Annotated in this window: 26 protein-coding genes; 16 read left to right on the top strand and 10 right to left on the bottom strand. The window is 59.0% G+C overall.

What is annotated here, in order from left to right:
* Positions 1 to 62: 62 nt before the first annotated feature.
* Positions 63 to 857: a carbon-nitrogen hydrolase family protein gene (locus tag ACRZ94_RS05490; protein WP_480796843.1), complete on the bottom strand. Its 795-nt coding sequence runs from the start codon at positions 855 to 857 to the stop codon at positions 63 to 65.
* 127 nt (positions 858 to 984) lie between these two features.
* On the opposite strand from ACRZ94_RS05490, the gene ACRZ94_RS05485 reads away from it, so the two are divergent.
* From ACRZ94_RS05485 to ACRZ94_RS05410, 16 genes are all read left to right on the top strand, one after another.
* Complete coding sequence (locus ACRZ94_RS05485; protein WP_480796842.1) at positions 985 to 1893, top strand: LysR family transcriptional regulator; 909 nt, start codon at positions 985 to 987, stop codon at positions 1891 to 1893.
* Positions 1894 to 1985: 92 nt separating this feature from the next.
* Entirely contained in the window at positions 1986 to 2948 is a 963-nt protein-coding gene (speB, locus tag ACRZ94_RS05480) for an agmatinase (protein ID WP_480796841.1), read from the top strand.
* Positions 2949 to 2970: 22 nt separating this feature from the next.
* Positions 2971 to 4047: an ABC transporter substrate-binding protein gene (locus tag ACRZ94_RS05475; protein WP_480649949.1), complete on the top strand. Its 1077-nt coding sequence runs from the start codon at positions 2971 to 2973 to the stop codon at positions 4045 to 4047.
* Between the two features lie 72 nt (positions 4048 to 4119).
* Positions 4120 to 5178 (top strand): ABC transporter ATP-binding protein, encoded by a 1059-nt coding sequence (locus ACRZ94_RS05470; protein WP_480649950.1) that lies wholly within the window; start codon positions 4120 to 4122, stop codon positions 5176 to 5178.
* 11 nt (positions 5179 to 5189) lie between these two features.
* Positions 5190 to 6029, top strand: coding sequence for an ABC transporter permease (locus tag ACRZ94_RS05465; RefSeq protein ID WP_480649951.1), 840 nt, complete (start codon positions 5190 to 5192; stop codon positions 6027 to 6029).
* Complete coding sequence (locus ACRZ94_RS05460; RefSeq protein ID WP_480796840.1) at positions 6026 to 6811, top strand: ABC transporter permease; 786 nt, start codon at positions 6026 to 6028, stop codon at positions 6809 to 6811. The genes ACRZ94_RS05465 and ACRZ94_RS05460 overlap by 4 nt, the downstream gene beginning before the upstream one ends.
* A gap of 7 nt (positions 6812 to 6818) precedes the next feature.
* Complete coding sequence (nthA, locus tag ACRZ94_RS05455) at positions 6819 to 7406, top strand: nitrile hydratase subunit alpha (RefSeq protein WP_480796839.1); 588 nt, start codon at positions 6819 to 6821, stop codon at positions 7404 to 7406.
* Positions 7407 to 7415: 9 nt separating this feature from the next.
* Positions 7416 to 8078: a nitrile hydratase subunit beta gene (gene nthB, locus ACRZ94_RS05450; RefSeq protein ID WP_480649953.1), complete on the top strand. Its 663-nt coding sequence runs from the start codon at positions 7416 to 7418 to the stop codon at positions 8076 to 8078.
* On the top strand, positions 8065 to 8451 hold the full coding sequence (locus ACRZ94_RS05445; protein WP_480796838.1) for a nitrile hydratase accessory protein: 387 nt from the start codon (positions 8065 to 8067) through the stop codon (positions 8449 to 8451). The genes nthB and ACRZ94_RS05445 overlap by 14 nt, the downstream gene beginning before the upstream one ends.
* 31 nt (positions 8452 to 8482) lie before the next feature.
* Entirely contained in the window at positions 8483 to 9127 is a 645-nt protein-coding gene (locus tag ACRZ94_RS05440; RefSeq protein WP_480649955.1) for a glutathione binding-like protein, read from the top strand.
* 96 nt (positions 9128 to 9223) lie between these two features.
* A complete protein-coding gene (locus ACRZ94_RS05435) occupies positions 9224 to 9811 on the top strand; it encodes a hypothetical protein (RefSeq protein WP_480649956.1) in 588 nt (195 codons plus the stop codon).
* Positions 9808 to 10476 (top strand): ABC transporter ATP-binding protein, encoded by a 669-nt coding sequence (locus ACRZ94_RS05430; RefSeq protein WP_480649957.1) that lies wholly within the window; start codon positions 9808 to 9810, stop codon positions 10474 to 10476. The genes ACRZ94_RS05435 and ACRZ94_RS05430 overlap by 4 nt, the downstream gene beginning before the upstream one ends.
* Positions 10473 to 11642, top strand: coding sequence for an ABC transporter permease (locus ACRZ94_RS05425; protein WP_480796837.1), 1170 nt, complete (start codon positions 10473 to 10475; stop codon positions 11640 to 11642). Before ACRZ94_RS05430 ends, ACRZ94_RS05425 begins: the two co-directional genes overlap by 4 nt.
* A gap of 13 nt (positions 11643 to 11655) precedes the next feature.
* Positions 11656 to 12426: a DUF4198 domain-containing protein gene (locus ACRZ94_RS05420; protein WP_480649959.1), complete on the top strand. Its 771-nt coding sequence runs from the start codon at positions 11656 to 11658 to the stop codon at positions 12424 to 12426.
* Positions 12423 to 12758, top strand: a complete 336-nt coding sequence (locus tag ACRZ94_RS05415) for a hypothetical protein (RefSeq protein WP_480649960.1) — start codon at positions 12423 to 12425, stop codon at positions 12756 to 12758. The genes ACRZ94_RS05420 and ACRZ94_RS05415 overlap by 4 nt, the downstream gene beginning before the upstream one ends.
* 2 nt (positions 12759 to 12760) lie before the next feature.
* Positions 12761 to 13660: a metal ABC transporter substrate-binding protein gene (locus tag ACRZ94_RS05410; RefSeq protein ID WP_480649961.1), complete on the top strand. Its 900-nt coding sequence runs from the start codon at positions 12761 to 12763 to the stop codon at positions 13658 to 13660.
* A gap of 51 nt (positions 13661 to 13711) precedes the next feature.
* Here ACRZ94_RS05410 and ACRZ94_RS05405 read toward each other — a convergent pair whose 3' ends face one another.
* From ACRZ94_RS05405 to ACRZ94_RS05365, 9 genes are all read right to left on the bottom strand, one after another.
* Entirely contained in the window at positions 13712 to 13879 is a 168-nt protein-coding gene (locus ACRZ94_RS05405) for a metallothionein (RefSeq protein ID WP_480649962.1), read from the bottom strand.
* A gap of 10 nt (positions 13880 to 13889) precedes the next feature.
* Positions 13890 to 14216 (bottom strand): ArsR/SmtB family transcription factor, encoded by a 327-nt coding sequence (locus ACRZ94_RS05400; RefSeq protein WP_480649963.1) that lies wholly within the window; start codon positions 14214 to 14216, stop codon positions 13890 to 13892.
* A 215-nt stretch (positions 14217 to 14431) separates the two neighbouring features.
* A complete protein-coding gene (locus ACRZ94_RS05395) occupies positions 14432 to 15538 on the bottom strand; it encodes an asparaginase (RefSeq protein WP_480796836.1) in 1107 nt (368 codons plus the stop codon).
* A gap of 99 nt (positions 15539 to 15637) precedes the next feature.
* The gene (locus tag ACRZ94_RS05390; protein ID WP_480796835.1) at positions 15638 to 16624 is read right to left on the bottom strand and encodes a formylglycine-generating enzyme family protein; all 987 of its coding nucleotides are present in this window, start codon (positions 16622 to 16624) and stop codon (positions 15638 to 15640) included.
* A gap of 144 nt (positions 16625 to 16768) precedes the next feature.
* On the bottom strand, positions 16769 to 17509 hold the full coding sequence (locus ACRZ94_RS05385; RefSeq protein WP_480649966.1) for a maleate cis-trans isomerase family protein: 741 nt from the start codon (positions 17507 to 17509) through the stop codon (positions 16769 to 16771).
* Entirely contained in the window at positions 17506 to 18588 is a 1083-nt protein-coding gene (locus tag ACRZ94_RS05380) for a pyridoxal phosphate-dependent aminotransferase (protein ID WP_480649967.1), read from the bottom strand. The genes ACRZ94_RS05385 and ACRZ94_RS05380 overlap by 4 nt, the downstream gene beginning before the upstream one ends.
* The gene (locus ACRZ94_RS05375) at positions 18585 to 20234 is read right to left on the bottom strand and encodes a hydantoinase B/oxoprolinase family protein (RefSeq protein WP_480649968.1); all 1650 of its coding nucleotides are present in this window, start codon (positions 20232 to 20234) and stop codon (positions 18585 to 18587) included. Before ACRZ94_RS05375 ends, ACRZ94_RS05380 begins: the two co-directional genes overlap by 4 nt.
* On the bottom strand, positions 20231 to 22330 hold the full coding sequence (locus ACRZ94_RS05370; RefSeq protein WP_480796834.1) for a hydantoinase/oxoprolinase family protein: 2100 nt from the start codon (positions 22328 to 22330) through the stop codon (positions 20231 to 20233). The genes ACRZ94_RS05375 and ACRZ94_RS05370 overlap by 4 nt, the downstream gene beginning before the upstream one ends.
* A gap of 324 nt (positions 22331 to 22654) precedes the next feature.
* Positions 22655 to 23401, bottom strand: coding sequence for a porin family protein (locus ACRZ94_RS05365; RefSeq protein ID WP_480796833.1), 747 nt, complete (start codon positions 23399 to 23401; stop codon positions 22655 to 22657).
* Positions 23402 to 23476: the final 75 nt, after the last annotated feature.

Below are 23476 nucleotides of genomic sequence, written 5' to 3'. Positions count from 1 at the left end.
AAAATTTTAGGTTTGGCGCAGGGTCGATCCTTTTGGTGGTCTCTGAACGGTCATGCGCAGCGTCACGGGCGCGCCAGCTCAAGCGACAGCGTATCGGACAGGTAAGGGTTGTCCGCACGGGATTTTGCATATTCCTCAGGATCGATCCGGGCTGAGATAAGAGCGGCTGAATCTTGCGGTGCAAAGGCCAAACTTTGCCCGTCTGGGGCCACGATCGAGGACATGCCCTGATAGCTATAGCTTTCATCGATGCCCGCATGATTGGCGTAGACAATGAAAACCTGATTTTCAAAGGCGCGCACTGGAACAACATGTTGGGTAATGAACGCGCCAGCAGGTCCTTCGGCCATGGCGGTCGGCACGATAATCACTTGCGCGCCAGCCTGTGCCAGCCTGCGGGTGTTTTCCGGAAACTCGACGTCATAGCAGATCAGAAAACCCAGTTTCAGGCCGTGCATGTCGGCCAGGATAGTTGACCGCCGGGGCGTGTGGAAAATCCCTTTCTCGTAATCGCCGTAAAGGCAGTTCTTTCGATAGATCAGCGGTCTATCTGGATCTGCGCTGTTGATGATGACGGCACTGATGTACCGCTGGTCGCCGTCGGCTTCGGGGAACCCGGTGACAAGGCTGATGCCGAGATCACGCACCAGCTGCTGCAGCTTTTGCACCCAGAGGCCGTCTTTTGGTTGCGCCAGGGTCCGCAACGCGGCGCCGCGACCATATCCGGAAATGGCCAGTTCGGGTGCGACCAGCAAATCTGTGCCGTCCGCTTTGGCATCGCGCATGGCCTGTTCCAACTGAGACAACCGGTCATCGGGGGTGCCGCCCGCCTGCATCTGAAATGCGGTGATTTTCATATCCGGCCCCTTACTTTGGCGCTGTTGGATCAAATTTTCAGCTTTTCTTCGCGCGACCGTATTCAGAAAGGCAATATTTACAAATAGCGCGTTGCAAACGGATACATTTCTCGGGCTCAATGCAAGGATGAAAATCACCGGCTCAGACATCCATTTATTGACAGTGTTCGACAGTGTTGTGCGTAATCGGGGCTTTTCGGCCGCGCAGGTGGAACTTGGCCTGAGCCAGCCCACGATCTCGAACCACATTACCGCGTTGGAGGAGCGTTTGGGCGTGCGCCTATGTCAAAGGGGACGGCGTGGGTTTCTGCTGACCGAGAAGGGGCAGATGGTGCATCAGATCGGCCTGGCTCTGCTTGGGTCTCTGGATGAACATTCGACCCATTTGGCCGCGTTGAAAGGCAATCTGGTGGGCCGTTTGAAGCTGGCGGTGGTAGATGCCACCACAAGTGACGCGAATTTCAAGCTGCCGCAGGCGATCAAACGGTTCACCGAGGCCGCGCCAGCCGTTCGGATCGACCTTACAATTTCGGAGCCGCAAGAGATTTTACATGGTATTCTGGATGGAAGTTATCACATCGGATTTGGCAGTTTTGACAATGTCAGCAACGGGTTAATCCTGACGGATTTATACGAGGAAAACCACGCGCTCTATTGTGCGGACGCGCATCCGCTGTTTTCCGCCGCTGCAGAGACGATCACCGAGGATGTGATCGCGCGTCAGGCTTGGGTGCATCGCGGATATTGGAATCAGCAAAGGCGAAAAACCCTGAATCCGTCCGAGCGGGACCTGTTCGTGCAAGAGATTGAGGCACAGCTGATCCTGGTTCTGAGCGGCGCCTATATCGGCCTTTTGCCCCTGCATCTGGCCATCCCGCTCGAACAGCAGGGTCGTGTTCGGCGCCTGCCCAACGCCAACGAAGACTATACCTGCTCCATGCAGATCGTCACGAGATCGGGAAGCCTGCCCAAAGTCAACGAGCTGTTTGTTTCACTTCTCGAAGAGATTTATGAGGGGGATTACATTGCCAAATGACAATGTAAGAGTTTGCGTAACGGTATTTTTTGCCCGCTCACGTCTGGCTAGGGTGCGAGGGTAATCGAATGTTCAGCGTGACAGGACCCACAATGCCAGACACCGCAAGGCCGCATTTCAATCAACCTCTGGGCGGGAACGAAATGCCGCGTTTCGGGGGCGGGACCACGATGATGCGGCTGCCGGCGCAGGACACGGCACAGGGGCTGGACGCTTGTTTTGTGGGGATACCGATGGATATCGGGACCTCAAACCGGACCGGAACGCGGCATGGTCCGCGCGCGATCCGCGCCGAAAGCTGTATGCTGCGGCCGTTCAACATGGCCACGGGGGCTGCGCCCTTTGCCAATATGCAGGTGGCCGATATTGGCGACGTGGCGATCAACACGTTTGATCTGAAGAAAACCATGGACATCATCACCGGTGCCTATGATGAGATCCTCAGCCACGATGTCGTTCCAATCACGTTGGGCGGTGATCACACGCTGAGCTATCCGGTGTTGCGGGCCATTGCGCGCAAGCACGGGCCGGTGGCGTTGATCCATGTGGATGCTCATGCCGATACGAACGATGAGATGTTCGGCGAAAAGATTGCCCACGGCACCCCATTCCGCCGCGCGGTAGAAGATGGCTTGCTGCAGAACGACAAGGTCTTTCAGATCGGGTTGCGTGGCACTGGCTATGCGCCCGACGATTTTGACTGGGGTCGCAAACAGGGCTTTACTGTCATTCCGGCCGAGGAGTGCTGGCATAAATCCATGACCCCTTTGATGCAGGATATCCGTGCCAAAATCGGCGACACGCCAACCTATCTGACCTTTGACATCGACAGTCTGGACCCGGCCTATGCGCCCGGAACCGGGACTGTCGAAATGGGTGGGCTGACCAATATACAGGCGCTTGAGATCGTGCGCGGCTGTGCCGGGCTGAACCTTGTCGGAACTGATCTGGTCGAAGTTTCACCGCAATATGATGTCAGCGGATGTACTGCGCTGATCGGGGCGAACCTGGCCTATGAAATGCTGTGCGTCCTGCCCAAAAACCGGGCCAACTGAACAAAACCAACAGGAGATCACAATGCCAAAAACCTTTTCACGCCGCCGATTTCTGGGAACCGCTGCCGCAACCGGCGCTGTCGCGCTGGCTGCGCCGGCCATCGTTCAGGCGGCGCAACCGCTGAAGGTTGGAACTTATGGCGGCTTCTTTGAAGACAGCTTCAAGCAGTTCATCTATCCTGAATTCACCAGTGCCACTGGGATCGAGGTGAACTCGGTTGCCGTACCTACCGGTGAGACGTGGCTGGTGCAGATCAAGAACGCTGCTCGCGCCAAAACCGCCCCGGCGGATGTGTCTCTGATGGCAGGCATCCCACGCAGCCACGGGGCAGATCAGAAAGTGTTCAAAACGCTGGACGATTCCAAAATTCCGAACCTGTCGAACATGCCTGATCGGTTCAAGGACCGGTATGACGATGGTACCCTGTACGGCGTTGGCGCGGTGTCGTGGTACATCACACTGTGCACCAATTCGGACGAAATCCCGCAGGCCCCGGACAGCTGGGCCGCGCTGTGGGATGAGACCTACAAGGACCAAATCGGCCTGCTGGGTCTGGCGTCGAACTCGCACATGCTTGAGGTGACGGCGGCCACTTTCTTTGGTGGCACGGATATTCTGGACACCAAGGAAGGTATCCAGCAGGTGTTCGACAAACTGTCCGAACTCGTCCCCAATGTGCGGCTTTGGTACAAGGACGAAGGCGCGTTCCAGCAAGCGCTGCAGGACGGTGAGATTCCGATGGGTCAGTATTATCACGATGTGGCGGGCCTTGCTGCCGCCGAAGGCTTCCCGGTTGTGTCCACCTTCCCGAAAGAAGGTGCGGTTGTGGACTCGGGCTATTGGATCGTGCCCGAACACGCCCAGCCGGTCGACGAGATTCACGAATTCATCAACTTCATCTCGGCGGCTGAAACGCAGGCCCTGTTGTCGCGCAACGTAGGCACCGCGCCGGTCGTCGATCCCGCCCTGACCGATTTGACCGAAGAAGAACTGGCCGCCGTCAGCAGCCCCAAGGCGCCGATTGTGCCGCGCTATGACATCTACAAAGATCACGCGAACTGGATTTCCGACACCTGGAACCAAATGATCGCGGGATAACACCACTCACGATACTGGCCCGTCCCGCGCAGGTGGGGCGGGCCGTTTCCCTTGTTGAAAGAAAAGACCCATATGCCAGGTTTAAGCATCGAAAACGTCACCAAAAAGTTTGGCACAGTGACGGCCGTTACAGATGTGAACCTTCAGTTCAATACCGGCGAGATGATCTGTTTTCTGGGGCCGTCTGGTTGTGGCAAGACCACTCTGCTGCGGATGATCGCGGGGCTGGACGAACCCACGCAAGGTACGATCCGGTTCGAGGATCAGGACCTGACCGGCGTGCCCGTCCATCAGCGCAATATCGGCATGGTGTTTCAGTCTTTTGCGCTCTTTCCGCATTTGAATGTGGGCGAAAATATCAGCTATGCGATGCGCATTCGGGGCCATTCCCGGTCAGAATGCGAAGACCGCGCACGGCAGTTGCTGGACATGGTTCACCTGCCGGGGCTTGAGGATCGTAAGATCTCGCAATTGTCCGGCGGTCAGCGTCAGCGCGTCGCCATCGCGCGGGCCTTGGCCCTGAATCCGCAGGTGTTTCTGCTGGATGAGCCGATGTCGGCGCTGGATGCCAATCTGCGCGAGGTCATGCAGATCGAGCTGCGCAAACTGCAGCAAGAGCTTGGGATCACCACCGTCGTCGTCACACATGATCAGACCGAGGCGATGACGATGGCTGATCAGATCGTGGTCATGGGCAAGGCGCAGGTGCTGCAGACCGGCACCCCGATGGAGATCTACAAGACCCCGGTCGACAAATTTGTCGCCGGTTTCATCGGCACCAGCAACCTGTTGCCCGCAAAAATGTCGGGACCTGACAGCGTGCATGTAAACGGGACCGATCTTACGGTGGGCGGCAACACAGGCCATTTTGCCCAAGGTGATGACGTTTTACTGATGACCCGACCCGAAGAGGTGTTCGTGCATCACCCCTCGGACGTGGATTTGGCCAATTCGGTCACCGGCACAGTGACATTCGTGCGTGATATCGGGGCCACGATCGAAATTTTGGTGGATTGCGCCGGGCACGAGGTGATCTCGGTCCTGACGCCAAAGGACTGGCCCAATGTGAAAGTGGGCGATCAGGTCCACGTGGAAATGCCCGCTGCGGCCTGCAGCGTGCTGGCGGTGTAAGGGGGGGAGGGATGCAGACAAGCGCGCTTTCCCGCTATATCGGGCTGATCCCGTCCTCGGTGATGATCGGGGCGTTTTTCGTGATCCCCTTTGTCCTGATCCTGCTGACCAGCGTGTCTACCCCGACCGATGACGGAGGCTATGCCACCAGCTTTGACCTGCAGCATTTTGAACGGTTCCTGACGTGGTTCTATATCGAACGGGCGCTGTTCTCGGCCGGTCTTTGCGCGCTGATCGCGGTGCTGAGCCTGCTGATCGCGTATCCTTTCACCTATTTCCTGACCACGTTCCCGCCGCGCTCGCAAACCTTTTGGCTGATCTACATTCTGGCGCAGCTGTCCCTGTCCGAAGTGCTGATCGCCTTCAGCTGGCAAATCCTTTTGTCCCGCACCGCAGGCGTGGCCAACATACTTGTCTGGATCGGGGTGATTGAGAAAAGCTTTGCTATGACCCCCTCGGCAGGCGCAGTGGTGGCCGCGCTGGTCTATCTGACCGTGCCGTTTTCAGTCCTGCTGCTGTTTCCTGCGCTCAGCCGGTTGGACAAAAGCTTGATCGAGGCATCGCGCACGCTTGGGGCCTCGCCTTTGCGGACGTTTTTCACGGTGATCATTCCCGTTACGCGGCCTGCGATCATCTCGGGCGGGGTGACGGTGTTCGTGCTGACGCTGGGGGCCATCATTGTGCCGCAGGTTCTGGGTAAGCCCGAACACTGGACGCTGTCAGTGCTGATTACGGATCAGGCGATTTTCAACTTCAACATGCCGTTTGCCTCGGCATTGGCTGTGGTGTTGCTGGTTCTCAGCGCGACTGTGATTTGGCTGGTCACAAAATTCTCGGGGAAAAAGGCATGAGGGCACTGCGCAGCATCTATCTGGCGCTGTTTGCGCTGTATCTGATCGGACCGATCCTTGTGATCGCGGCTGTGTCGTTCAACGCCAAAAAGTTCCTGGCCTTCCCGCCGCGCGGCTTTTCTTTCCGCTGGTACGCTGAGGTTTTCGTGGCAAATGACTGGTTCACAGCCTTGAAAAATTCGCTGTTCATCGCCTTTGCCTCGGCCAGTCTGTCGGTTCTGATCGCGATGCCGGTGGCCTATTTCGCGTGGCGGTATGGGCTGCGCTATGCCAAGGCGCTGCTGGCGCTTGGGGTGGCACCGTTCATCCTGCCACCTGTGATCATGGCGCTGGCCTTCCTGCTGTTTTTCACCGGGATTGGCCTGAACGGGCTGATGATCAACGTCATCATTGCCCATGCGGTTTTCCTGCTGGCCTTGCCTTTGGTGACGATCTCGCTGGGGTTAGAAAGCGTCGATCACGCGCTGATCGAGGCCGGCCAGACCATGGGCGCCTCAAACGCCGTCGTCTTCCGCACCGTGATCCTGCCGATTGCGGCCCCCTTTGCCTTCGCGGGGTTTGCGTTCTGCTTTGTCCTCAGCCTGAATGAATACATCATCGCGCTGATGACCGTGGGCTTCTCGGTCGAGACCTTGCCGATCAAGATTTTCAACGCCCTGCGCTATGGCTACACGCCGGTTATTGCGTCGATTGCGGTGATCTTCATGGTGATCAACATTGTAATCTTCGCCCTGATCGCGCGTTTTTCAAACCTTGCGCGCATTCTGGGCGCGATGGAGTAACCGCACCATGCCTCACGACCACGACCCGTTGGAAGAAGGCCCCGCCCTGCGCGTGCGCGCGCTGGAAGAGTTGATGGTGGCCAAAGGTCTGGTCAAACCCGAAACGTTAGACAGTATCGTTGAATATTACGAACGCGAAACCGGCCCGCGCAATGGCGCGGCTGTTGTGGCGCGGGCGTGGACAGACCCAGAATACAAAGACTGGCTGCTGCGCGACGGAACCGCCGCAATCAACGCAATGGGGTTCAGTGGGTTTCAAGGCGAACATATCCGCGTGGTTGAGAACTCGGCGACAGTTCACAACGTCATCGTCTGTACCTTGTGTTCCTGCTATCCGTGGCCGGTGCTGGGCCTGCCGCCCACATGGTACAAAAGCCCCGCCTACCGATCACGCGTGGTGCGGGAACCTCGGGCCGTTTTGGCAGAGTTCGGCGTCACATTGCCCGAAGAGGTGCAGGTCAAGGTGTGGGACAGCACCGCAGAAATCCGCTATCTTGTTCTGCCGCGTCGGCCCGACGGGACAGACGGGCTGTCCGATGCGGACCTGGCTAAGCTTGTGACCCGTGACGGCATGATCGGCACGGCGTTGGTTTAGGGGCGGCGTATGGATGGCATTCACGATATGGGCGGGATGCATGGGTTCGGGAAAATCCCGCGCGACAAGGACCGTGCCTTTGATCATGACTGGCAAAAACGCGCCTTTGCCCTGACCGAAGCCTTGGCCTGGTCGGTTCCCTTTTGCGCCGATCAGCACCGTTATGCGATTGAGCGTCTTGCACCCGACGACTATCTGCGGCTGGACTATTTTGAGAAATGGGCAATTGCAGCCACTGCTCTGGTTCGGGAGGCGGGTCTGGTGGACGCGCAAGAGGTGGCTTTGGGCCGCAAGACGTATGACATCCCGCATGATGACCATCCCGCAGTTGGCCCGGCTGAGGTTCTGGCCGCGACCAAGGCGGGGGCTGAGATGACATTCCCGTCCGCCACGGCTGCTCCGCTGTTTTCTGTTGGCCAAACGGTACGTGTTCTGGCCAACAGCCCCGCCGGGCACACCCGTGTCCCGCGCTATGTACGCAACCATCTGGGCAAAGTCATTGCTGATAACGGGGTTTTCCAATTCGCCGATGCAATGGCCGCAGGGCAGGGTCCCCAGCCACAGCATTGCTATACAGTGGAGTTCCTGGCCTCTGATCTTTGGGGCGACGCGGCAGAGCCCAATGGCCGCGTCTGTCTGGACCTGTGGGAGAGTTATCTTGCAGCCGTTTGAAGACCATAAGCACGCGCTTGCATCGATGCGCCAATCGATCCCGGGCTTGGGCGAAACTGGGCCATTGTTCTGGGTCCCATGGCAAACCCGGGTTTTTGCGCTTGTCGTGGCTATGGTTGAACAGGGGTTCTTTCCCTGGGCCGTCTTTCAAACCCGGTTTGCAGCTTTGATCACAGAAATGGAAAAGCATGAGGCCGCGCATACGGCCAGATCGGTTGAAAGCCGGTATTTTGAATGTTGGCTGCAGGCGGTAGAGGAAACGCTGGCCGATCAGGGAATGCTGGGGGCTGCGGACATCGATGATAAGATGGATAGCTTGCGCCACTCAATCGCTGAGATCAGAGCCGCCCAGACACATCACGCGGACGGGTGAACGGCTGAAAATGAAACGATAGGAAAAGCAGATGGCGATCCTGTATCATGCACCCCTTACATGCTCATTGGCAGCGCGGTTTGCGGCGGCAGAGGGCGGCGTTGATCTGAACATTTCCCCCGTCAACCTGTCGACCAAGAAACTGGCCTCGGGACAGTCGCTCTTTGACATCAACCCGATGGGGCAGGTGGCGGTTCTGGAGTTGGACGACGGGAGCAGGCTGACCGAAACCTCGACCGTGATTGCCTGGATTCAGGCGCAGTCGGCCAATGATTCTTTTCGGATCGATCCTTTGGACCCTTCGTATTTTCAAATGCTGCGCTGGTTGACTTTTTGCGCGACGGAACTGCACAAAGGTCTGTTTCGCGTCGTCTTCTATCAAGAAGCCACCGAAGAGGTAAAACACCGCGTTCGCGCGTTGGTGCCGAGACGTTTTGAAATCCTTGAACGTCAGCTGAGCGAACACGACTTTTTGCTGGGTGACAGGTTTTCAGCCGCAGACGCCTATCTGACCTGGTTTTTCGTTTTGTCCGATTACGCTCAGGTCGATCCGTCCCCGTTTCCGCAACTGGACGCATACCGCCAGCGCGTATTGGGGCGTACGGCGATTCAAGAGCTGATTGAGGCGGACAGGCAACTGGATCGGGACCTGAAACAGAACCTTTTCGCCGGTTGAAGCCACGCGACGCACGACAATTGCTGAAATGGTCAGGCTAAAATAGATCCAAACCGCAATTCTTTACGTATTCGAATTAGTTTGGGACTGAGATTAGTGCGTCAAGAATTTCTGTTAGCCGCGGTGTTCTGTCTGGGCGTCGGCATTTTTGCCGGTGTTTTTCTGTTGTCGTCAGAAGGTGCGGGTCGCGCGTCAGACACAACGGCCTATTCCGTATCGGGCATGCCCGGGATGACGGTCGCCGTGGCGCATGAACTGTCGGACGAACTGACACCAGCCTTGTTGTTGGTCGTGTACAGCGCGTTTGCCGAAACGCAGGAAGACGCAATCTATGACACGCTGGCCGAGGTCACGCATGGGGATGCGCTGGAATACCTCTACCTTGAGCGGGTCGGCGCAATGGCAGGCGGCGGGTTGGAGGAGGCGGATCAGACGATCCACGAAATTAACATGGTCAGCAGCGATGTAGCGCGCGATGGCGCGACGCTGGCCATTGACGCCACATGGCAGGTCATCGGCACAGTGGGACATGCGGAACACCTGCACGTGCGGGGTAACACCTACAGCGCAGATCTCTCGATCTCTCCGGTCGAAGGGGCGTGGCGCATAACCGATTTCAAACTGCGTGAGGTCAATCGCGATGCGGCAGGTGAAACGTTCCTGGCCCCGGAAGATGATCAATGATCCGCATCGATGACCTTGCCTTTGAATACGCGTCAGGCGGGTTTCGCCTGCACATTCCCCGGTTGGAACTGACCGAGGGCGAACGGCTGGCCATTGTGGGCCCAAGTGGCAGTGGCAAGACGACCCTGTTGAACCTGATTGCCGGAATTCTGCCGCCGGATGCGGGGCAAATCTCGGTCGCTGGTGTGGACGTTGCCACGCTGACCGATGTCAGGCGGCGTCAGTTTCGCGCCAGTCATATCGGTTTTGTCTTTCAGGATTTCGCGCTGCTGGACTATCTGACCGCCCGGCAAAACATCCTGTACCCCTATCGCATCACTCCGGCGTTGCGACTTGATGCCAGCGCCCGCAACCGGGCAGAGGATTTGGCCAATGCCTGCGGGATTGGTGACAAATTGGACAGGCATCCCGCCGCGCTTAGCCAGGGCGAGCAGCAGCGGGTCGCGATTTGCCGGGCATTGGTGACGCAACCCAGCCTCATCCTTTCAGATGAGGCGACGGGCAATCTTGATCCCGAAAGTAAAGGGCGCATTCTCGATCTGTTGTTCGAACAGGCGTCCCATGCGGGCGCGACCCTATTGGCCGTAACCCATGACCATGAACTGCTGCCACGTTTCGATCGGGTGATTGATTTCGCGCAATATCGCGAGGTGGCGGCGGTATGAATGCGGTGTTTCTTGCCTTTGCCTATCTGCGGTTTCACTGGGCGCGCAGCCTTGTTCTTGTGGTCACTGCCGCCCTGATCATGTTCGTGCCGATTGCCACGCAAATCCTGTTGGCCACCAGCCAAACCGCCCTTGTCGCGCGAGGCGAGGCGACCCCGCTCTTGCTGGGCAGCCGTGGGTCGCAGCTGGATCTGACCATGGCTGCGCTCTATTTTTCCGACGAACGGCCCGATCCGATTGCCATGCGCGAAGTGGACGCGATCTGGGATGGTGGGTTGGCCTTGCCGATACCGGTGCATACTGCCTTTTCCTCGGACGGGTTTCGCATTGTCGGCACCACGCTGGACTATTTCGACTTCCGGGGCCTCACCCTGTCCGACGGGCGCGGCCTTTCATTGCTGGGCGATGCCGTGATTGGTGCATCGGTGGCCGAGGCGCTGGGCAAGGGCGTTGGCGACAGTCTGGTATCGGCCCCCGAAAACCTGTTCGATCTGGATGGAACCTATCCACTGGAAATGCCAATTGTCGGTGTTCTGGCCCCGACAAATACACCCGACGACCAGGCGATCTTTGTCGATATCAAAACGGCCTGGGTGATTCAGGGGATCGGCCACGGGCATGAAAACGTGGTCACTGCCGCAGATGTCGCCGCAGGAACTGCAGCGCTGGCAGATGCCGCCGTGGTTCAATACCAACGCATCACGCCTGAAAACATTGACAGCTTTCATTTTCACGGCACGCAGGCCGGTTTCCCGGCCACTGCGGTCATTGTCGCCCCCTATGACACACGGGCATCCACGATTTTGAAAGGTCGTTATCTGGATCGCGACAACCCAAATCAGTTGGTCGAGCCTGCCCGCGTCATTCAGGGATTGGTCGATCGCATCTTCCGGATCAAAGCGCTGTTGAACGTCGTCACCGCGATCATTGCCGTTGCGGCAGTCGCAGCGGTCGGGCTGGCCGTTTTCCTCAGCTATCGGCTGCGTGCACGGGAAATCGCGACGGCTGTCAAGCTGGGGGCCCGACGGGGGATGGTTCTGCGCCTATTGGCGGCAGAGACCGTGACGTTGCTGTGTGTGTCAGGGTGTATCGCGGCCCTTGGGGCCGTATTGGTTTCACGAAATGCCGAGACGTGGGTGGGTTGGCTGCTCTCGCTTGGTGCATGAGAAAGGGAGAATAATGGGAAGACATATTGTTTTAGCGGCTTTGGTCAGCAGTATCGCAGTGTCACCGGCGCTGGCCCATTACGGCATGATTATTCCCAGCGATCCCATGATCAGCCAGGAAGACGGGCGCAGCCTGTCGCTGATCATGTCGTTCTCGCACCCGTTCGAACTGGACGGTATGACACTGGACAAGCCCGCGGCCTTTACCGTCACGCATGAGGGGAGCACGACCGACATCCTGAGCAGCCTTCAGGACGCAACGGTCATGGACGAACAGGGGTATACGCTTGACTACCCTCTGGAACGTCCGGGCACTTACATTTTCGCGATGGAGCCCGAACCTTATTGGGAGCCTGCCGAGGATGCGTTCATCATTCACTACACGAAAACCTATGTGACGGCCTATGGCGATGATGAAGGCTGGGACACCGAACTTGGCCTGAAAACCGAGATTGTACCCTTGTCCAAGCCCTTTGGACTGTGGGAGCACAACGTGTTTCAGGGCATTGTGAAAATGGACGGTGAGGCGGTTCCCTACGCCGAGGTTGAGGTTGAATTCCTTAACGACGGAGCAGGCGCCACCGTCCCTGATGAGCTGATGATCACCCAAACCGTAAAGGCCGATGCCAATGGCGTGTTTACCTATGCCGCGCCGTCTGACGGCTGGTGGGGGTTCGCGGCGCTCAATACCGCGGATTACACCTTGCCGCAGGATGGAGAAGACAAGGCCGTTGAGCTGGGCGCGGTGATCTGGGTTCATTTCGAAGACTGGACCGGCCAGTGATCCGCGCGTTTGGTTTGGCGGCGCTTTGTGCCGCTGCCCCTGTGGCTGCGGTCGCACACGGTCTTGTCGTTTTTGCGTCTGTCGACTGTGACGTGGTAAATGTCGAAGCCAAATTCTCGAATGGCAAGCCAGCCCGCAAAGGCGATGTGCGCGTGTTGGATGGCCAAAACGACGTGTTGGCGACGTTAACGCTCGGCAGTGACGGCACCGCGCAGATCCCGCTGGCCAATGTCGACCATTCCACCGGTTTGGTGATCGAGGTCGATACCGGCGGGCATGACAATTACTGGATTGTAACGCCCGAGGATATTGCGCGTAAATGCGGGAGCTGAGGATGAAGCGTTTTTGGGGCCGCGCTGTAGCTGCCTTTTCCATGCTGATAGCAGTGGGTGCAGCGGCGCAGGAACGACCGCAGGTGGTCGCGGTCAACTACCCTTTGACTTATTTTGCCGAGCGTCTACTGGATGGATCCGCTGATGTTGTGTTCCCGGTGCCCGACGGGGTTGATCCGTCCTTCTGGCGGCCCTCGATCAGCGATATCAGTAGGGTACAATCGGCGGACCTGATCCTGTTGAACGGTGCGGGGTTTGCAACATGGGTTGATCGCGTATCGCTGCCGCGATCCCGTTTGGTGGACACATCTGGGGCGATCAAGGATCAGTTCATCGTCACCGAAAGTATCACCCACAGCCATGGCGACGGTGGCGAGCATTCACATGAAGGTCTTGCCGCGTACATCTGGCTGGATCCGACTTTGGCGGCTGCTCAGGCCGAAGCGATTGCGCAGGCGATCGTGTCGCGCAATCTTGCCCCGCCCGACGAGGTGTCAGCGCGTCTGGAAACGCTGCGGGATGATCTTGAGGCATTGGACCAGAGTGCCCGGAATGCGGTTTCCCAAATTGGCGGGAGTGTCGTGATCACGACGCATCCGCGGTACCAGTATTTCGGGCAGCGCTACAATCTGCGGATTAAATCGCTGGACTGGGAGGCCGGTGCCAGCCCTGATGCGGAACAGCTTGCCGTGCTGCGTGATCTGAAACAACAGACCGGGGCGCGAATTTTGATTTGGGAAGCCAAACCAGATGCTGCAGCCCTGCAGGCCGTTAGCGCGTTGGGTCTGGAAAACGTGGTGCTACCGCCATTGGCGCATCCAGCGCCCGACGGCACGTACCTAGAGGTCTTGGCCCAGGCTCTCTCTGATCTCTCGGAAATTGGCCAGCGTATCAACAACTGACGGGGGGGCATCCACACTTTAGAACAGCGTGGATGCCGCTGAAATCAATACTCACGCGTCGCAGGCACAACCGCTGTGGCCACATCCAACGCCGTCAGGGTGGCCATTCGCGCAGTTGTCACTGCAATAGTTGCGGTCGTTTTTCTTGACCGCATCCTTGATGTCCACGATGCAAACGCAGGTGTCGCAGGCGCATTTCTGTTGGGTAACTGTCGTCATAGTTCTTCTCCTATACGATGTCGTCCATTGGGTCTTGGGCATGTGTGAAAACATGCTCGATCATGATCGTCAGAACGCGGCGGACACAGGCATCTGCCATTGTGTAAAAAACCTGCTTGCCGCGTCTTTCCGATTTCAGAATCCGGGCCGACCGCAGCAGCCTCAGATGATGACTGGTCAGTGACGGAGACGTGCCAAGCTTTGCGGCGATGTCCCCCGCGGACCGCTCTTGTTCCATACAAGCGATTACGATCGACAAGCGCGTCGGGTCGGCGAGGAGCCCGAAGGTCTCCGCCAACTGAGTCGTTTGGTCAATATGCAGGTCTGCGCTTGTCATGGAAACATTTAAACACTTGTTGAATTGTTGTCAATAACAGAGGCAACTTGAGGCTGTCCGACCGAACTCGCAATAGCGCAATCTGCGCGCTATTTGTGGTGAGAAAAAGCACAGCTGCCCAGCGGTGAAATCGGGCGCAACCTTTGCTGGTGCCCGTCGGTTCGAGAACACTCCGGCTTGCGCTGGAACCGGCCTGCTTAGCCCGGTATGGGTGTCTATTGCTTGAAAAGCTTCTTCAACGCTTTGGTGTCCGGCCCGTGATGCAAAAGACCGGCGATCAGCAACAGGCGCGCTTTGGCTGCGGGTAAGTCTCCGGCCAGAATAACGCCGGCCTTTTGCAGGGTTTCACCGCCCCCGGCATCTCCGTAAACGGGTTCGACATTGCCGTGATAGACACGCGTCGCGATCACCACCGGAATGCCTTTTTCCAGTGCGTATTTGATCGCGCTGAACATGTTCGCATCCACATTGCCCGCACCGACCCCGTTAACCACAAGCCCCTGTGCGCCGGTGTCAACCGCGTGGCGCAGCAATCTGCCGTCCGATCCTGAATAGGCCATGATCACCGGCACATCCGGCAAAGAGGATGGTAAAGGATCGGGCAGGGGGACATGCACGCGGTGCAGGCGATCATTGAGCCTTTGCACCTGACCGTTGAACACATAACCCAGATACCCTTTTTCCCCTGAATTGAAGGTCTGAACATTGGTTGTCTGGGTCTTACGGACATGACGGGCCGAGTTGATGTATTGGTTCAACGTAACCGAAACCCCCCAATCCTGCGCGTTCGGAGACAGCACCTGTACCACGGCGTTGTACATGTTTCCCGGGCCATCGGGGTTGGGGCTTGAGGCGTTGTTCATCGCACCTGTAAACACCACTGGTTTTTTGCTTTTCAGCGTCAGATCGACGAAAAATGCGCCTTCGGACATGGTATCGGTTCCATGCGTGACCACGGCCCCCTGAATGTCATCGCGCGACAGGATCTGGTCCAACCGCACACTTAGCTGCGCCCAGTCCATCGGTGTCATCTGCGACGAGTCGATATTGCTGAATTGGTCTACACCGATATTGGCCAACTTTGACAATCCGGGGACCGCGGCAACAAGGTCCTTGGCCGAAACGGCGGGCACGGCGCCACCTGTGTCGGGATCGATCCGTTCGGCTATCGTGCCGCCGGTTGCTACGATGGCGACGGAGTATAGATATTCGGACTGCGTGGCGAATTGCAGTTCTGGGCTGTGTTGTTCGGCTTGCGCCGGTACATTTGTCAGAATGCCGAAACTCAGAACGAACGGTGTCAGGTTTCGCAGGATATTCATTGTTAGCCTTTCAAAGAACAGGACCGCGCGCTTGGGGTCGTGCCCCCAAATAAGTCATCCATTGTCGAAAGTAACAACGAATTTCTGCTGTTTGCGGGCTCAGTTCGTCTGAACGTCTTTGACCACGCGAAAGCCGATATGATTGGTGCCCAGGCTCAGCTCAGCCGGTTGGCGCCCGGCGGGGCGGTAGCGACGGCAGAAGTTCGGGGCACACAGCCATGACCCCCCTTTGACAACCCGCATCGGTCCCATGGCCGAATTGGCATAGCGTTTCGCGATCTGCGCATCTGGTCCCTGGGGGTCAGGGTCCTCGGCGGGGATATGGCCGGGAATCCACCAGTCCGACACGTGTTCCCACACGTTTCCTGCCATGTCGTGAAGGCCAAACCCGTTGGGTGGAAAACTCCCCACCGGGGCAGTGCCGGGGTGTCCGTCTTCGGCCAATTGCTCATTGGGGAAACGGCCCTGCCATGTGTTGGCTTTCCAACCCTGCGCAGGGTCATACGAGTCGCCCCACGTATAATTCGCGCCCTCTAGCCCACCGCGTGCGGCATATTCCCATTCGGCCTCGGTCGGAAGACGGCCTCCGGCCCATTTGGCATAGGCGGCGGCATCTTCTGGTGAGATTTGCACGACCGGGTGGTCGTCCATCCCATCGATGGAGCTGCCGGGGCCGGTTGGGTTTTGCCAGTTAGCACCTGCCACGTAGCGCCACCACAGATTGGGGTTCTCGCGGTCGACATGTTCCGAGGGTTGCGCAAAGACCATGGATCCAGGGGCGCGCAAATCGTCGGGAACGTTTGGAAACTTGTCCTTGTCCAAACCCTTTTCAGCGGTCGTTACATAGCCGGTATCCGCCACGAATTCCGCAAACTGGGCATTGGTGATTTCCGTTCGACTTATGCGGAAACTGCTGACATCTACCGGATGCACGGGGGTTTCTTCGGGCCGGTAGCGTTCAGACCCCATCAAAAATGAGCCAGCAGGAATATCGACAAAACCGTCGTCACGGGACCAATAAGAGTAGCCGGCTGTTGCCAGCACACCAATGATTGCGACACCCGCGACCGCTTTTGTTTTCCACATACCGCAAACCTCTCTGGCCTGAATTTTCGGGGAGCTCAAAATCTCAAGTATTTGTATATCTTGTTTCAATTCGATTTTCGGGTCATGCGCAACCCAATTCGCCGGGTCCGGGTTGGGTTTGCCATCAGCTTTGAACCTTGCAATCTATCTGCAACGTTGCAACAGCTGACCGAACCCTGTGATGGGATCCGCAAGGCCCACCATCTGCAGCGCCTGAAACATTATCGCCTGGTTTGATGTGATCACAGGTTTGCCAACTGCCTGTTCCAGCCGGTCGATGGTTTCAACGCTGCGCATGTCGGTGCAGGACAGGACCAGTGCCTGAGCGTTTGGATGATCCGCTGAACGGCCCAACTCAAAAACGGCATCCGGGTGCAACGCGCCCTGGCCTTCGTTGTCCAAAGCCTCGGCAATCTCGGACCGGTGGACTGTTTCGAAACCCAAGGTCGCGAGAAAATCCACCGCCATGTCGTTAATTGCGGGCACATAGGGAGAGGCGAAACCGATGTGTTTCACCCCCAACGTGTTCAGCGCATGGGCCAGCGCCCCGGCGGCAGTCACCGTTTTGGCCCCGCTATTGGCGCTGATGCGTCGGGCAAGGTCCCGGTCAAAAGCTGGACCATGGGTCAAGGTCGCCGACGTGCAGCCATAGAGAACCACATCCGGCTTCGCCCCGGCCAAAAGGCGCAAGGGCTCCTCCAGATCGGCGGCCCCGAGATCGTGCATTTGGGCCTCATCGGGAATTTCATCTTCGTCATACCCGCCCATCCGGGCCACGTGCAGTGAAATGCCCGCCGGGGCTATCAGGGCCAGATCGGGTTCGAGATTGGTGTTGGTGAACGGAACCAGCACCCCCAACCGGGCGCGTCCTCGGGATATGGTCATGTCTGGCCCTCTGATTTCCAGCGTTTCAGGATGGTGATTGCTTTGCCCATCGCCTCGCGTGGGCCGACGGTCATGCGCAAAGTGTGCGGCAAGCCCGCGCCCCCTTGAGGGCGTAGGAAAACGCCCTCGGATCGTAGTGCGTTGTCCGCACTGGCTGCGGCCTTGGGACTGCCCATGTCCAAGAGCAGGAAATTGGTGAAACTGGTGTACGGGCAGAAGCCCGCATCCTGCAAATCAGTGGCGGCCTGATCCCGAAAGGCGGCGGTCATCGCGCAGGTCTCGCGCACATAGCTGTCATCCTGCACCGCCGCTATAGCCGCAGCCTGTGCGCTAGCCGGAATGTTGTTCGGGTTCATGGCCTTGCGCATCTCAGCCGCAATGGCGCTCGGAAACAGCCCCCATCCAACGCGAAACCCGGCCATGCCGTAAGCTTTGGAGAAGGTGCGCAGAACGACCGTGTTGCCCTTATCCACCATATCGAAACACCGTTCACTAAGGTGGTCGGCGAATTCGCCATAAGCTTCATCGATCACCAGCAGGATGTCAGGCCGTAATCCTTCTCGCAGGCGGGTGAGCTCGGATTTGGGAATGCGCGTCCCGGTCGGGTTTCCGGGGTTTGCAACAAAGACGATCCCGGTATCCGGCTGGACTGCGGTCAACAGTGCTTCCACGTTGACAGTGGCATCCGTTTCCGGGGCCGTGTCAAACCGAGCAGCCGCCAGTCGCGCGGCTGTCTGAAAGAAAGGATAGGCGTGGGCAGGGGCCAGCACCGCCCGATCCGACCCGGCGAACACCCGCGCCAGACATCCAATCAGGTCGAGCGATCCGTTCCCGCACAAGATATCCCCGGGGTCGATCCCGTGCCTGTTGGCCAAAGCGTGGCGCAGGTCGCTCCAGTCAGGGTCGGGATACAGCATCGACGTGCCCATGGTTCCCATCGCGGCCTCTTGCACCTTTGGGCTGGGCGGGCGCAGGCTTTCGTTTTGCGACAGTGAGATCAGCGGTTTGTCGGCGGGCGCGTTCAGATCGGCCAGCGCGTAGGGCGACATGCGCGCGATATGCGCGTTTGGGTGGGTCATGAGGGCCTCCGATACAACGTGCGTGCGGCCTTGTCGCTGACAAGCCCCGCGCGGATATCGGCTTGCAGCGCTTCGTCTGATCGGTCCTGCGGCGGTCCGAAACCACCGCCACCCGGCGTTTCGAAAACCAGCGTCTCACCAGCCCTGATCCGAACCTCGCCTTTGCCCGGAAGCGGTCGGTGTCCGGGTTGCACCGTGATGCGCCCGGGGGCACCGTCCAACCCACCATCCCGACCCTGCGCAGGGTTTCTGATCCGCTCGACCGACAGAAACAGCATCAGGTCCTGATCCTTTGCGGCGCTGAGTTCGATATGCTGGCCCAACCCGCCCCGCAATCGTCCGGCACCGCCAGAATCAACCCGCAGCTCTCGCCGGTGAAACAGGACCGGGGCTGTGGCCTCGGTCGTTTCGACCTGACTGCCCCAGACGCCGCTGGGAAAGGCCGTGGCGGACAGGCCGTCCAGATGCGGGCGCGCACCGGTGCCACCATTGAAGACCAGTTCCAGCGCAAAGAGATCGTCGCCGCGATCCACCGCCTCCGGCGCGTGGCGCAGGGGCAGGTCGTACATGCAAGATGCGCCCTCAGCCGGAACTTTGTCGGGCAGGGCTTGCGACAGGCAGCCATAGACCAGATCAGGCGTCATCTGCCCCAGCGTGTGCCGCATGGCCACCGGGGCCGGAGGTTGCGCGTTCAGGATACACCCCTTGGGCCCGGTCACACGGAACAGGTCAAGCGAGCCTGCATTGTTCGGGATGTCCGCCCCGATAATGCAGCGCAGGGCAAAGACGGAATAGGCGGTCGCATAGTTCAGCGGCACATTGATCCCCTTGCCCACACAGCCTGCGGTGCCGTCGAAATCCAGCAGCAGGTGATCGTCGGCAATGGTAAGGGCAGCGTGCAATTCGATCTCATCTTCGTACCCGTCGACCGTCAGCACATGCCGCCACGTGCCCTTGGGCAGCGCAGCGATGGCGTCCAGAGTGCCACGACGTGAGGTTTCGATGATGTAATCCGACAGGGCGCGCAGGTCCGATAGCCCGAATTCCTGCATCATCTGAACCAGCCGCACCGATCCGGCCTCACAACAGGCAATCAGCGCATAGATGTCTCCCTCATTGGCGATGGGCTCGCGCGAGTTCGCTTTGACGATCTCCAGCAACAGGGCGTTCACCTCGCCCGCGTCGACCAGTTTGCACGGAGGGATCAGCAGCCCTTCGTCGTAGATGTCCGCGCCTTCGGGCCCCATGCCCAACCCGCCCAGATCGACCAGATGCGAGGTGCAGGCCGTGTACCCGATTACCGCCCCCTCAAAGAACACCGGCATCATCAACAGAAAGTCGTTCAGATGGCCCGAGGCGATCCACGGATCGTTGGTCATGTAGATGTCGCCGGGCTTCATCTGGCTTTGGGAAAAGCGGGCGCGCAGGGTTTTGACGGCCTCGGCCATGGTGTTGATGTGCCCCGGCGTGCCGGTTACGGCCTGTGCCAGCATCCGGCCCTGCGCGTCAAAAATCCCGGCCGAGATGTCGCCGCATTCACGGACAATGGGGCTAAAGGCCGCGCGGATCAGCGCCTGTCCCTGTTCCTCGACCACGGCCAGCAGGCGGTTCCACATCACTTGCAGGCGGGTATCTGATGGGATCATGATTGAACCTCCGTGGGCCGGGTCAGCCAGATGTTACCTTGGCCATCGATGGTGGCGCTGAAATCGGCGCTGACGAATGTGGTTGTTTGGGCCTCGATGATCAGGGCCGGGCCGTTGAGCGTTGCGCCGGGCGTCAACTTGGACCGGTCGAACACGCCCGCTGCACGCCATTGTCCGGTGACATCGCACAGGATTTGGCGGTGTTCGGTTGTCGTGACCTGCTGTCTTGCCGGTAGGTCAGGGTACGGCTCATGCGCGGGGGCGGGGGAGGAGACGGACAGCCCCCAGTTCAGGATTTCGATGCTCATGCCCGGCACGATCCGGCTGAATTGTCTGCTGTATTCGCTCTCAAACGCCTGCCGCAAAGCGCCAAGGTCCGCCGGGGTCAGCGCGCGGTCGGGCAGGGGGATTTCGATCTCATGCCCTTGCCCGTGATAGCGCATATAGGCCACCCGGCGCTGCAACAGCGGGCCCTCTGGCGCTCCGGCGCGGACGACCTGTTCGGCCTCCGTTCGCAGGGTTTCAAAAAAACGGTTCAGCCCGTCGATATCCAGGTCATCCAGCCGGGCATAGCGGGATCGGATCACTTCGTAGGACACGGGGGCGAACAGGAATCCGACGGCCGAGCCGACACCCGGATCGCGCGGGATCAGTATGCGCCGCATCTGCGCGCGCCGGGCCACGCGGGTTGCATGCAGGGGGCCGTTCCCACCGAATGCGATCATCAACCGGGTACTCAGGTCTTTGCCGGATTCCACGGCATGCATGCGGCCCGCGCTGGCCATGCTTTCATCGACGATCTCGCTCACCGCAAAGGCTGCCTGATCGGGGCTTAGGTCCAGCGGGTTTCCAACATCCTGCGTCAGGGCCTGCGAAGCCGCATTCGCGTCGATCCGCAAGCGCCCTTCGGCAAAGCGTCCCGGTTCGATCAGACCCAGAGTCAGGTCGGCATCAGTGACAGTTGGCGTGTCGCCGCCCTTGCCAAACGCCGCGGGGCCGGGATCGGACCCCGCGCTGTGGGGGCCAACCTGAATGCGGCCCAGGCGGTCGACACTTGCGATCGAACCGCCTCCGGCACCGATCTCGATCATCTCGATTACCGGGATACGCACCGGCATGCCCGAGCCTTTGATGAACCGTTCCGCGCGCGAGATTTCAAACTTGCGCGCTGTCTGCGGGCGGAAGTCGTCGATCAGGCACAGCTTGGCGGTGGTGCCGCCCATGTCAAAGGACAGAACGTTGGTTTCGCCTGTGGCCTCGGCGATGCGGGCGGCCAGAACGGCCCCTCCGGCGGGGCCGGATTCCACCAGCCGGATCGGCAGGCGGGCGGCCGTGCCCAGCGTGGTCATCCCACCGCCCGCCGTCATCATCAGGATCGGGCAACTAAGGCCCAGTTTGCGAAACCGCGCCTCAAAATCCTGAAGGTAACCGGCCATGAGCGGCTGCACATAGGCGTTGGCGATGGTGGTGCACAGGCGGTCGAACTCACGGGCTTCGGGGCTGACCTCGTGGCTCAGCGAGACGACCAGATCGGGCATGTGCCGGGCCAGCAGGTCGCGCAGTGCCAGTTCATGCGCGGGGTTGGCATAGGCGTGCAGCAGGCAGATGGCGACGGCCTCAACCCTTAGCGCCTTCAGGTCCTCAACCAAAGGCGCGACGCCTGCCTTGTCCAGCGGCTCTAATTCTTGCCCACTGGCGTCCATGCGCCCGCCGATGGTCAATGATCGGGTGCGGTGCACGATCAGGTCCGGCTTGACCAGATCAATCGCATATTGGCTGTAGCGCCGCTCATACGCGATTTCGAGGATGTCGCGAAATCCGCGCGTGGTGATGGTGGCTGTGGCGGCGCCGCGCCGCTCGATGAGGGCGTTGGTGGCTAGTGTCGTGCCGTGGATAAACCCGCGAACCTGCGCCCAATCGGCCCCGGCACTGTCCAGCACATGGGTTGCGCCAGTAACCGCGCCAAGCGCGGGGCGTTGGGGTGTGGTGGGGGTCTTGGTGGTCGCCACCACGCAAGAGGCATCGTCCAAAAGGACGGTGTCGGTGAACGTCCCACCGATGTCGATTGCCATACGCAATCCATCTGTCATGGTCATTGAGGTATCAGCCTGAACAGGGGAAACAGACCCGTGCCGGGTCAAATGAAAACGGTCTGTTCCGGCGGGTCAGGCGACCAGATCGCACCCGGTGTCGCGACGCATCATCGGTTGTCGAAGCTTGGGTCTCACTGCCTTGGGTCCTTATCTTCTGACAGAATGGACTGTGGGCGAAACCGCCCCCGTTCGTCAACAATTCTTTGGCGAGTGGGGCGGCACGGCGAAAAATGCAAGACGTTGCGCCGCCCCTCACGTCGCATGGTGCGATAGGTCATCTGCATCCATGATGCATTGGAGAGATGGATAGTGGGCCGATCCGTCCCCTCAGAACCGGTAGGCAGCCCCGATCAGTGGCCCGGACTGGTCAAAGGAATAGTCGCTGCCGTCAATGTCGTGATCAAATGAGATATAGCGGTATCCGCCGCGCAACAACCACCTGTCGTTGATCTCATAATCCGCCGTCAGCAGAACGGACCACGTCTCGCTGCCGCTGCGAAAGCCGCCATAGTCGACATAGGCCGTACCGCTCCAGGCATCGGAAAGGGCAACGCGGGCGCGAACACCGACAACAGGGTCGAACCAGCTGTCATCGGCGGTGTTGCTTTGCGAGGCTCCGCCTCCTGTGGTCAAGGCGAAATCTGTATCGGTGCTGTACCACCTGAATCCACCTGCCAAATCAACCTGCATCGCCTGGTCGTCGCGCACCCGGTAACCCAGCAGACCGGTCAGAAACTGCGTTTTGACCGAGCTGTTCAGGGATCCTCCGGCAGGGCCGCTGCTGCCGAAAGACAGGTTGGTGTAATTGTAGTCGGCCAGAACGCTCCATTGACCGTTGGTCGCTGAGATTGCGCCCATAAAGGCGAAATCTAGGTTTTCCAGCGCGTCCGAAAAGCTGAGCGTGGCGTCCAGAGTGCCCTGGGGTGTCTCGAAACTGGTCTCGGTCTCGGGCATGAACAGATAAATCGTCGCCTCATAGGACCAGTCGGAATCTTGGGCCAAAACGGAGGAACCGATCAGCGTGAAAAGTGCCGCGCCAAACGCTTTTTGCCCTGTGCGATGAAAATGTGCCATTCTATCCCTCCGGTTTCTATTGCTTTGATTTGAATGTGTTTTGGCCGATAGACTAACGGCTAATATATTGCAATA

The sequence above is a fragment of the Ruegeria sp. CH10 genome (assembly GCF_056537125.1).
Note: the sequence above shows the minus strand (reverse complement) of the source record. Positions and strands in the feature narration are given on the sequence as shown.

Bases quoted from the DNA above. Each gene is read 5' to 3' on its own strand.
- ACRZ94_RS05490 (WP_480796843.1), bottom strand. From the start codon at position 857: ATGAAAATCACCGCATTTCAGATGCAGGCGGGCGGCACCCCCGATGAC.
- ACRZ94_RS05485 (WP_480796842.1), top strand. From the start codon at position 985: ATGAAAATCACCGGCTCAGACATCCATTTATTGACAGTGTTCGACAGT.
- speB (WP_480796841.1), top strand. From the start codon at position 1,986: ATGCCAGACACCGCAAGGCCGCATTTCAATCAACCTCTGGGCGGGAAC.
- ACRZ94_RS05475 (WP_480649949.1), top strand. From the start codon at position 2,971: ATGCCAAAAACCTTTTCACGCCGCCGATTTCTGGGAACCGCTGCCGCA.
- ACRZ94_RS05470 (WP_480649950.1), top strand. From the start codon at position 4,120: ATGCCAGGTTTAAGCATCGAAAACGTCACCAAAAAGTTTGGCACAGTG.
- ACRZ94_RS05465 (WP_480649951.1), top strand. From the start codon at position 5,190: ATGCAGACAAGCGCGCTTTCCCGCTATATCGGGCTGATCCCGTCCTCG.
- ACRZ94_RS05460 (WP_480796840.1), top strand. From the start codon at position 6,026: ATGAGGGCACTGCGCAGCATCTATCTGGCGCTGTTTGCGCTGTATCTG.
- nthA (WP_480796839.1), top strand. From the start codon at position 6,819: ATGCCTCACGACCACGACCCGTTGGAAGAAGGCCCCGCCCTGCGCGTG.
- nthB (WP_480649953.1), top strand. From the start codon at position 7,416: ATGGATGGCATTCACGATATGGGCGGGATGCATGGGTTCGGGAAAATC.
- ACRZ94_RS05440 (WP_480649955.1), top strand. From the start codon at position 8,483: ATGGCGATCCTGTATCATGCACCCCTTACATGCTCATTGGCAGCGCGG.
- ACRZ94_RS05430 (WP_480649957.1), top strand. From the start codon at position 9,808: ATGATCCGCATCGATGACCTTGCCTTTGAATACGCGTCAGGCGGGTTT.
- ACRZ94_RS05425 (WP_480796837.1), top strand. From the start codon at position 10,473: ATGAATGCGGTGTTTCTTGCCTTTGCCTATCTGCGGTTTCACTGGGCG.
- ACRZ94_RS05420 (WP_480649959.1), top strand. From the start codon at position 11,656: ATGGGAAGACATATTGTTTTAGCGGCTTTGGTCAGCAGTATCGCAGTG.
- ACRZ94_RS05410 (WP_480649961.1), top strand. From the start codon at position 12,761: ATGAAGCGTTTTTGGGGCCGCGCTGTAGCTGCCTTTTCCATGCTGATA.
- ACRZ94_RS05405 (WP_480649962.1), bottom strand. From the start codon at position 13,879: ATGACGACAGTTACCCAACAGAAATGCGCCTGCGACACCTGCGTTTGC.
- ACRZ94_RS05400 (WP_480649963.1), bottom strand. From the start codon at position 14,216: ATGACAAGCGCAGACCTGCATATTGACCAAACGACTCAGTTGGCGGAG.
- ACRZ94_RS05395 (WP_480796836.1), bottom strand. From the start codon at position 15,538: ATGAATATCCTGCGAAACCTGACACCGTTCGTTCTGAGTTTCGGCATT.
- ACRZ94_RS05390 (WP_480796835.1), bottom strand. From the start codon at position 16,624: ATGTGGAAAACAAAAGCGGTCGCGGGTGTCGCAATCATTGGTGTGCTG.
- ACRZ94_RS05385 (WP_480649966.1), bottom strand. From the start codon at position 17,509: ATGACCATATCCCGAGGACGCGCCCGGTTGGGGGTGCTGGTTCCGTTC.
- ACRZ94_RS05380 (WP_480649967.1), bottom strand. From the start codon at position 18,588: ATGACCCACCCAAACGCGCATATCGCGCGCATGTCGCCCTACGCGCTG.
- ACRZ94_RS05375 (WP_480649968.1), bottom strand. From the start codon at position 20,234: ATGATCCCATCAGATACCCGCCTGCAAGTGATGTGGAACCGCCTGCTG.
- ACRZ94_RS05370 (WP_480796834.1), bottom strand. From the start codon at position 22,330: ATGACCATGACAGATGGATTGCGTATGGCAATCGACATCGGTGGGACG.
- ACRZ94_RS05365 (WP_480796833.1), bottom strand. From the start codon at position 23,401: ATGGCACATTTTCATCGCACAGGGCAAAAAGCGTTTGGCGCGGCACTT.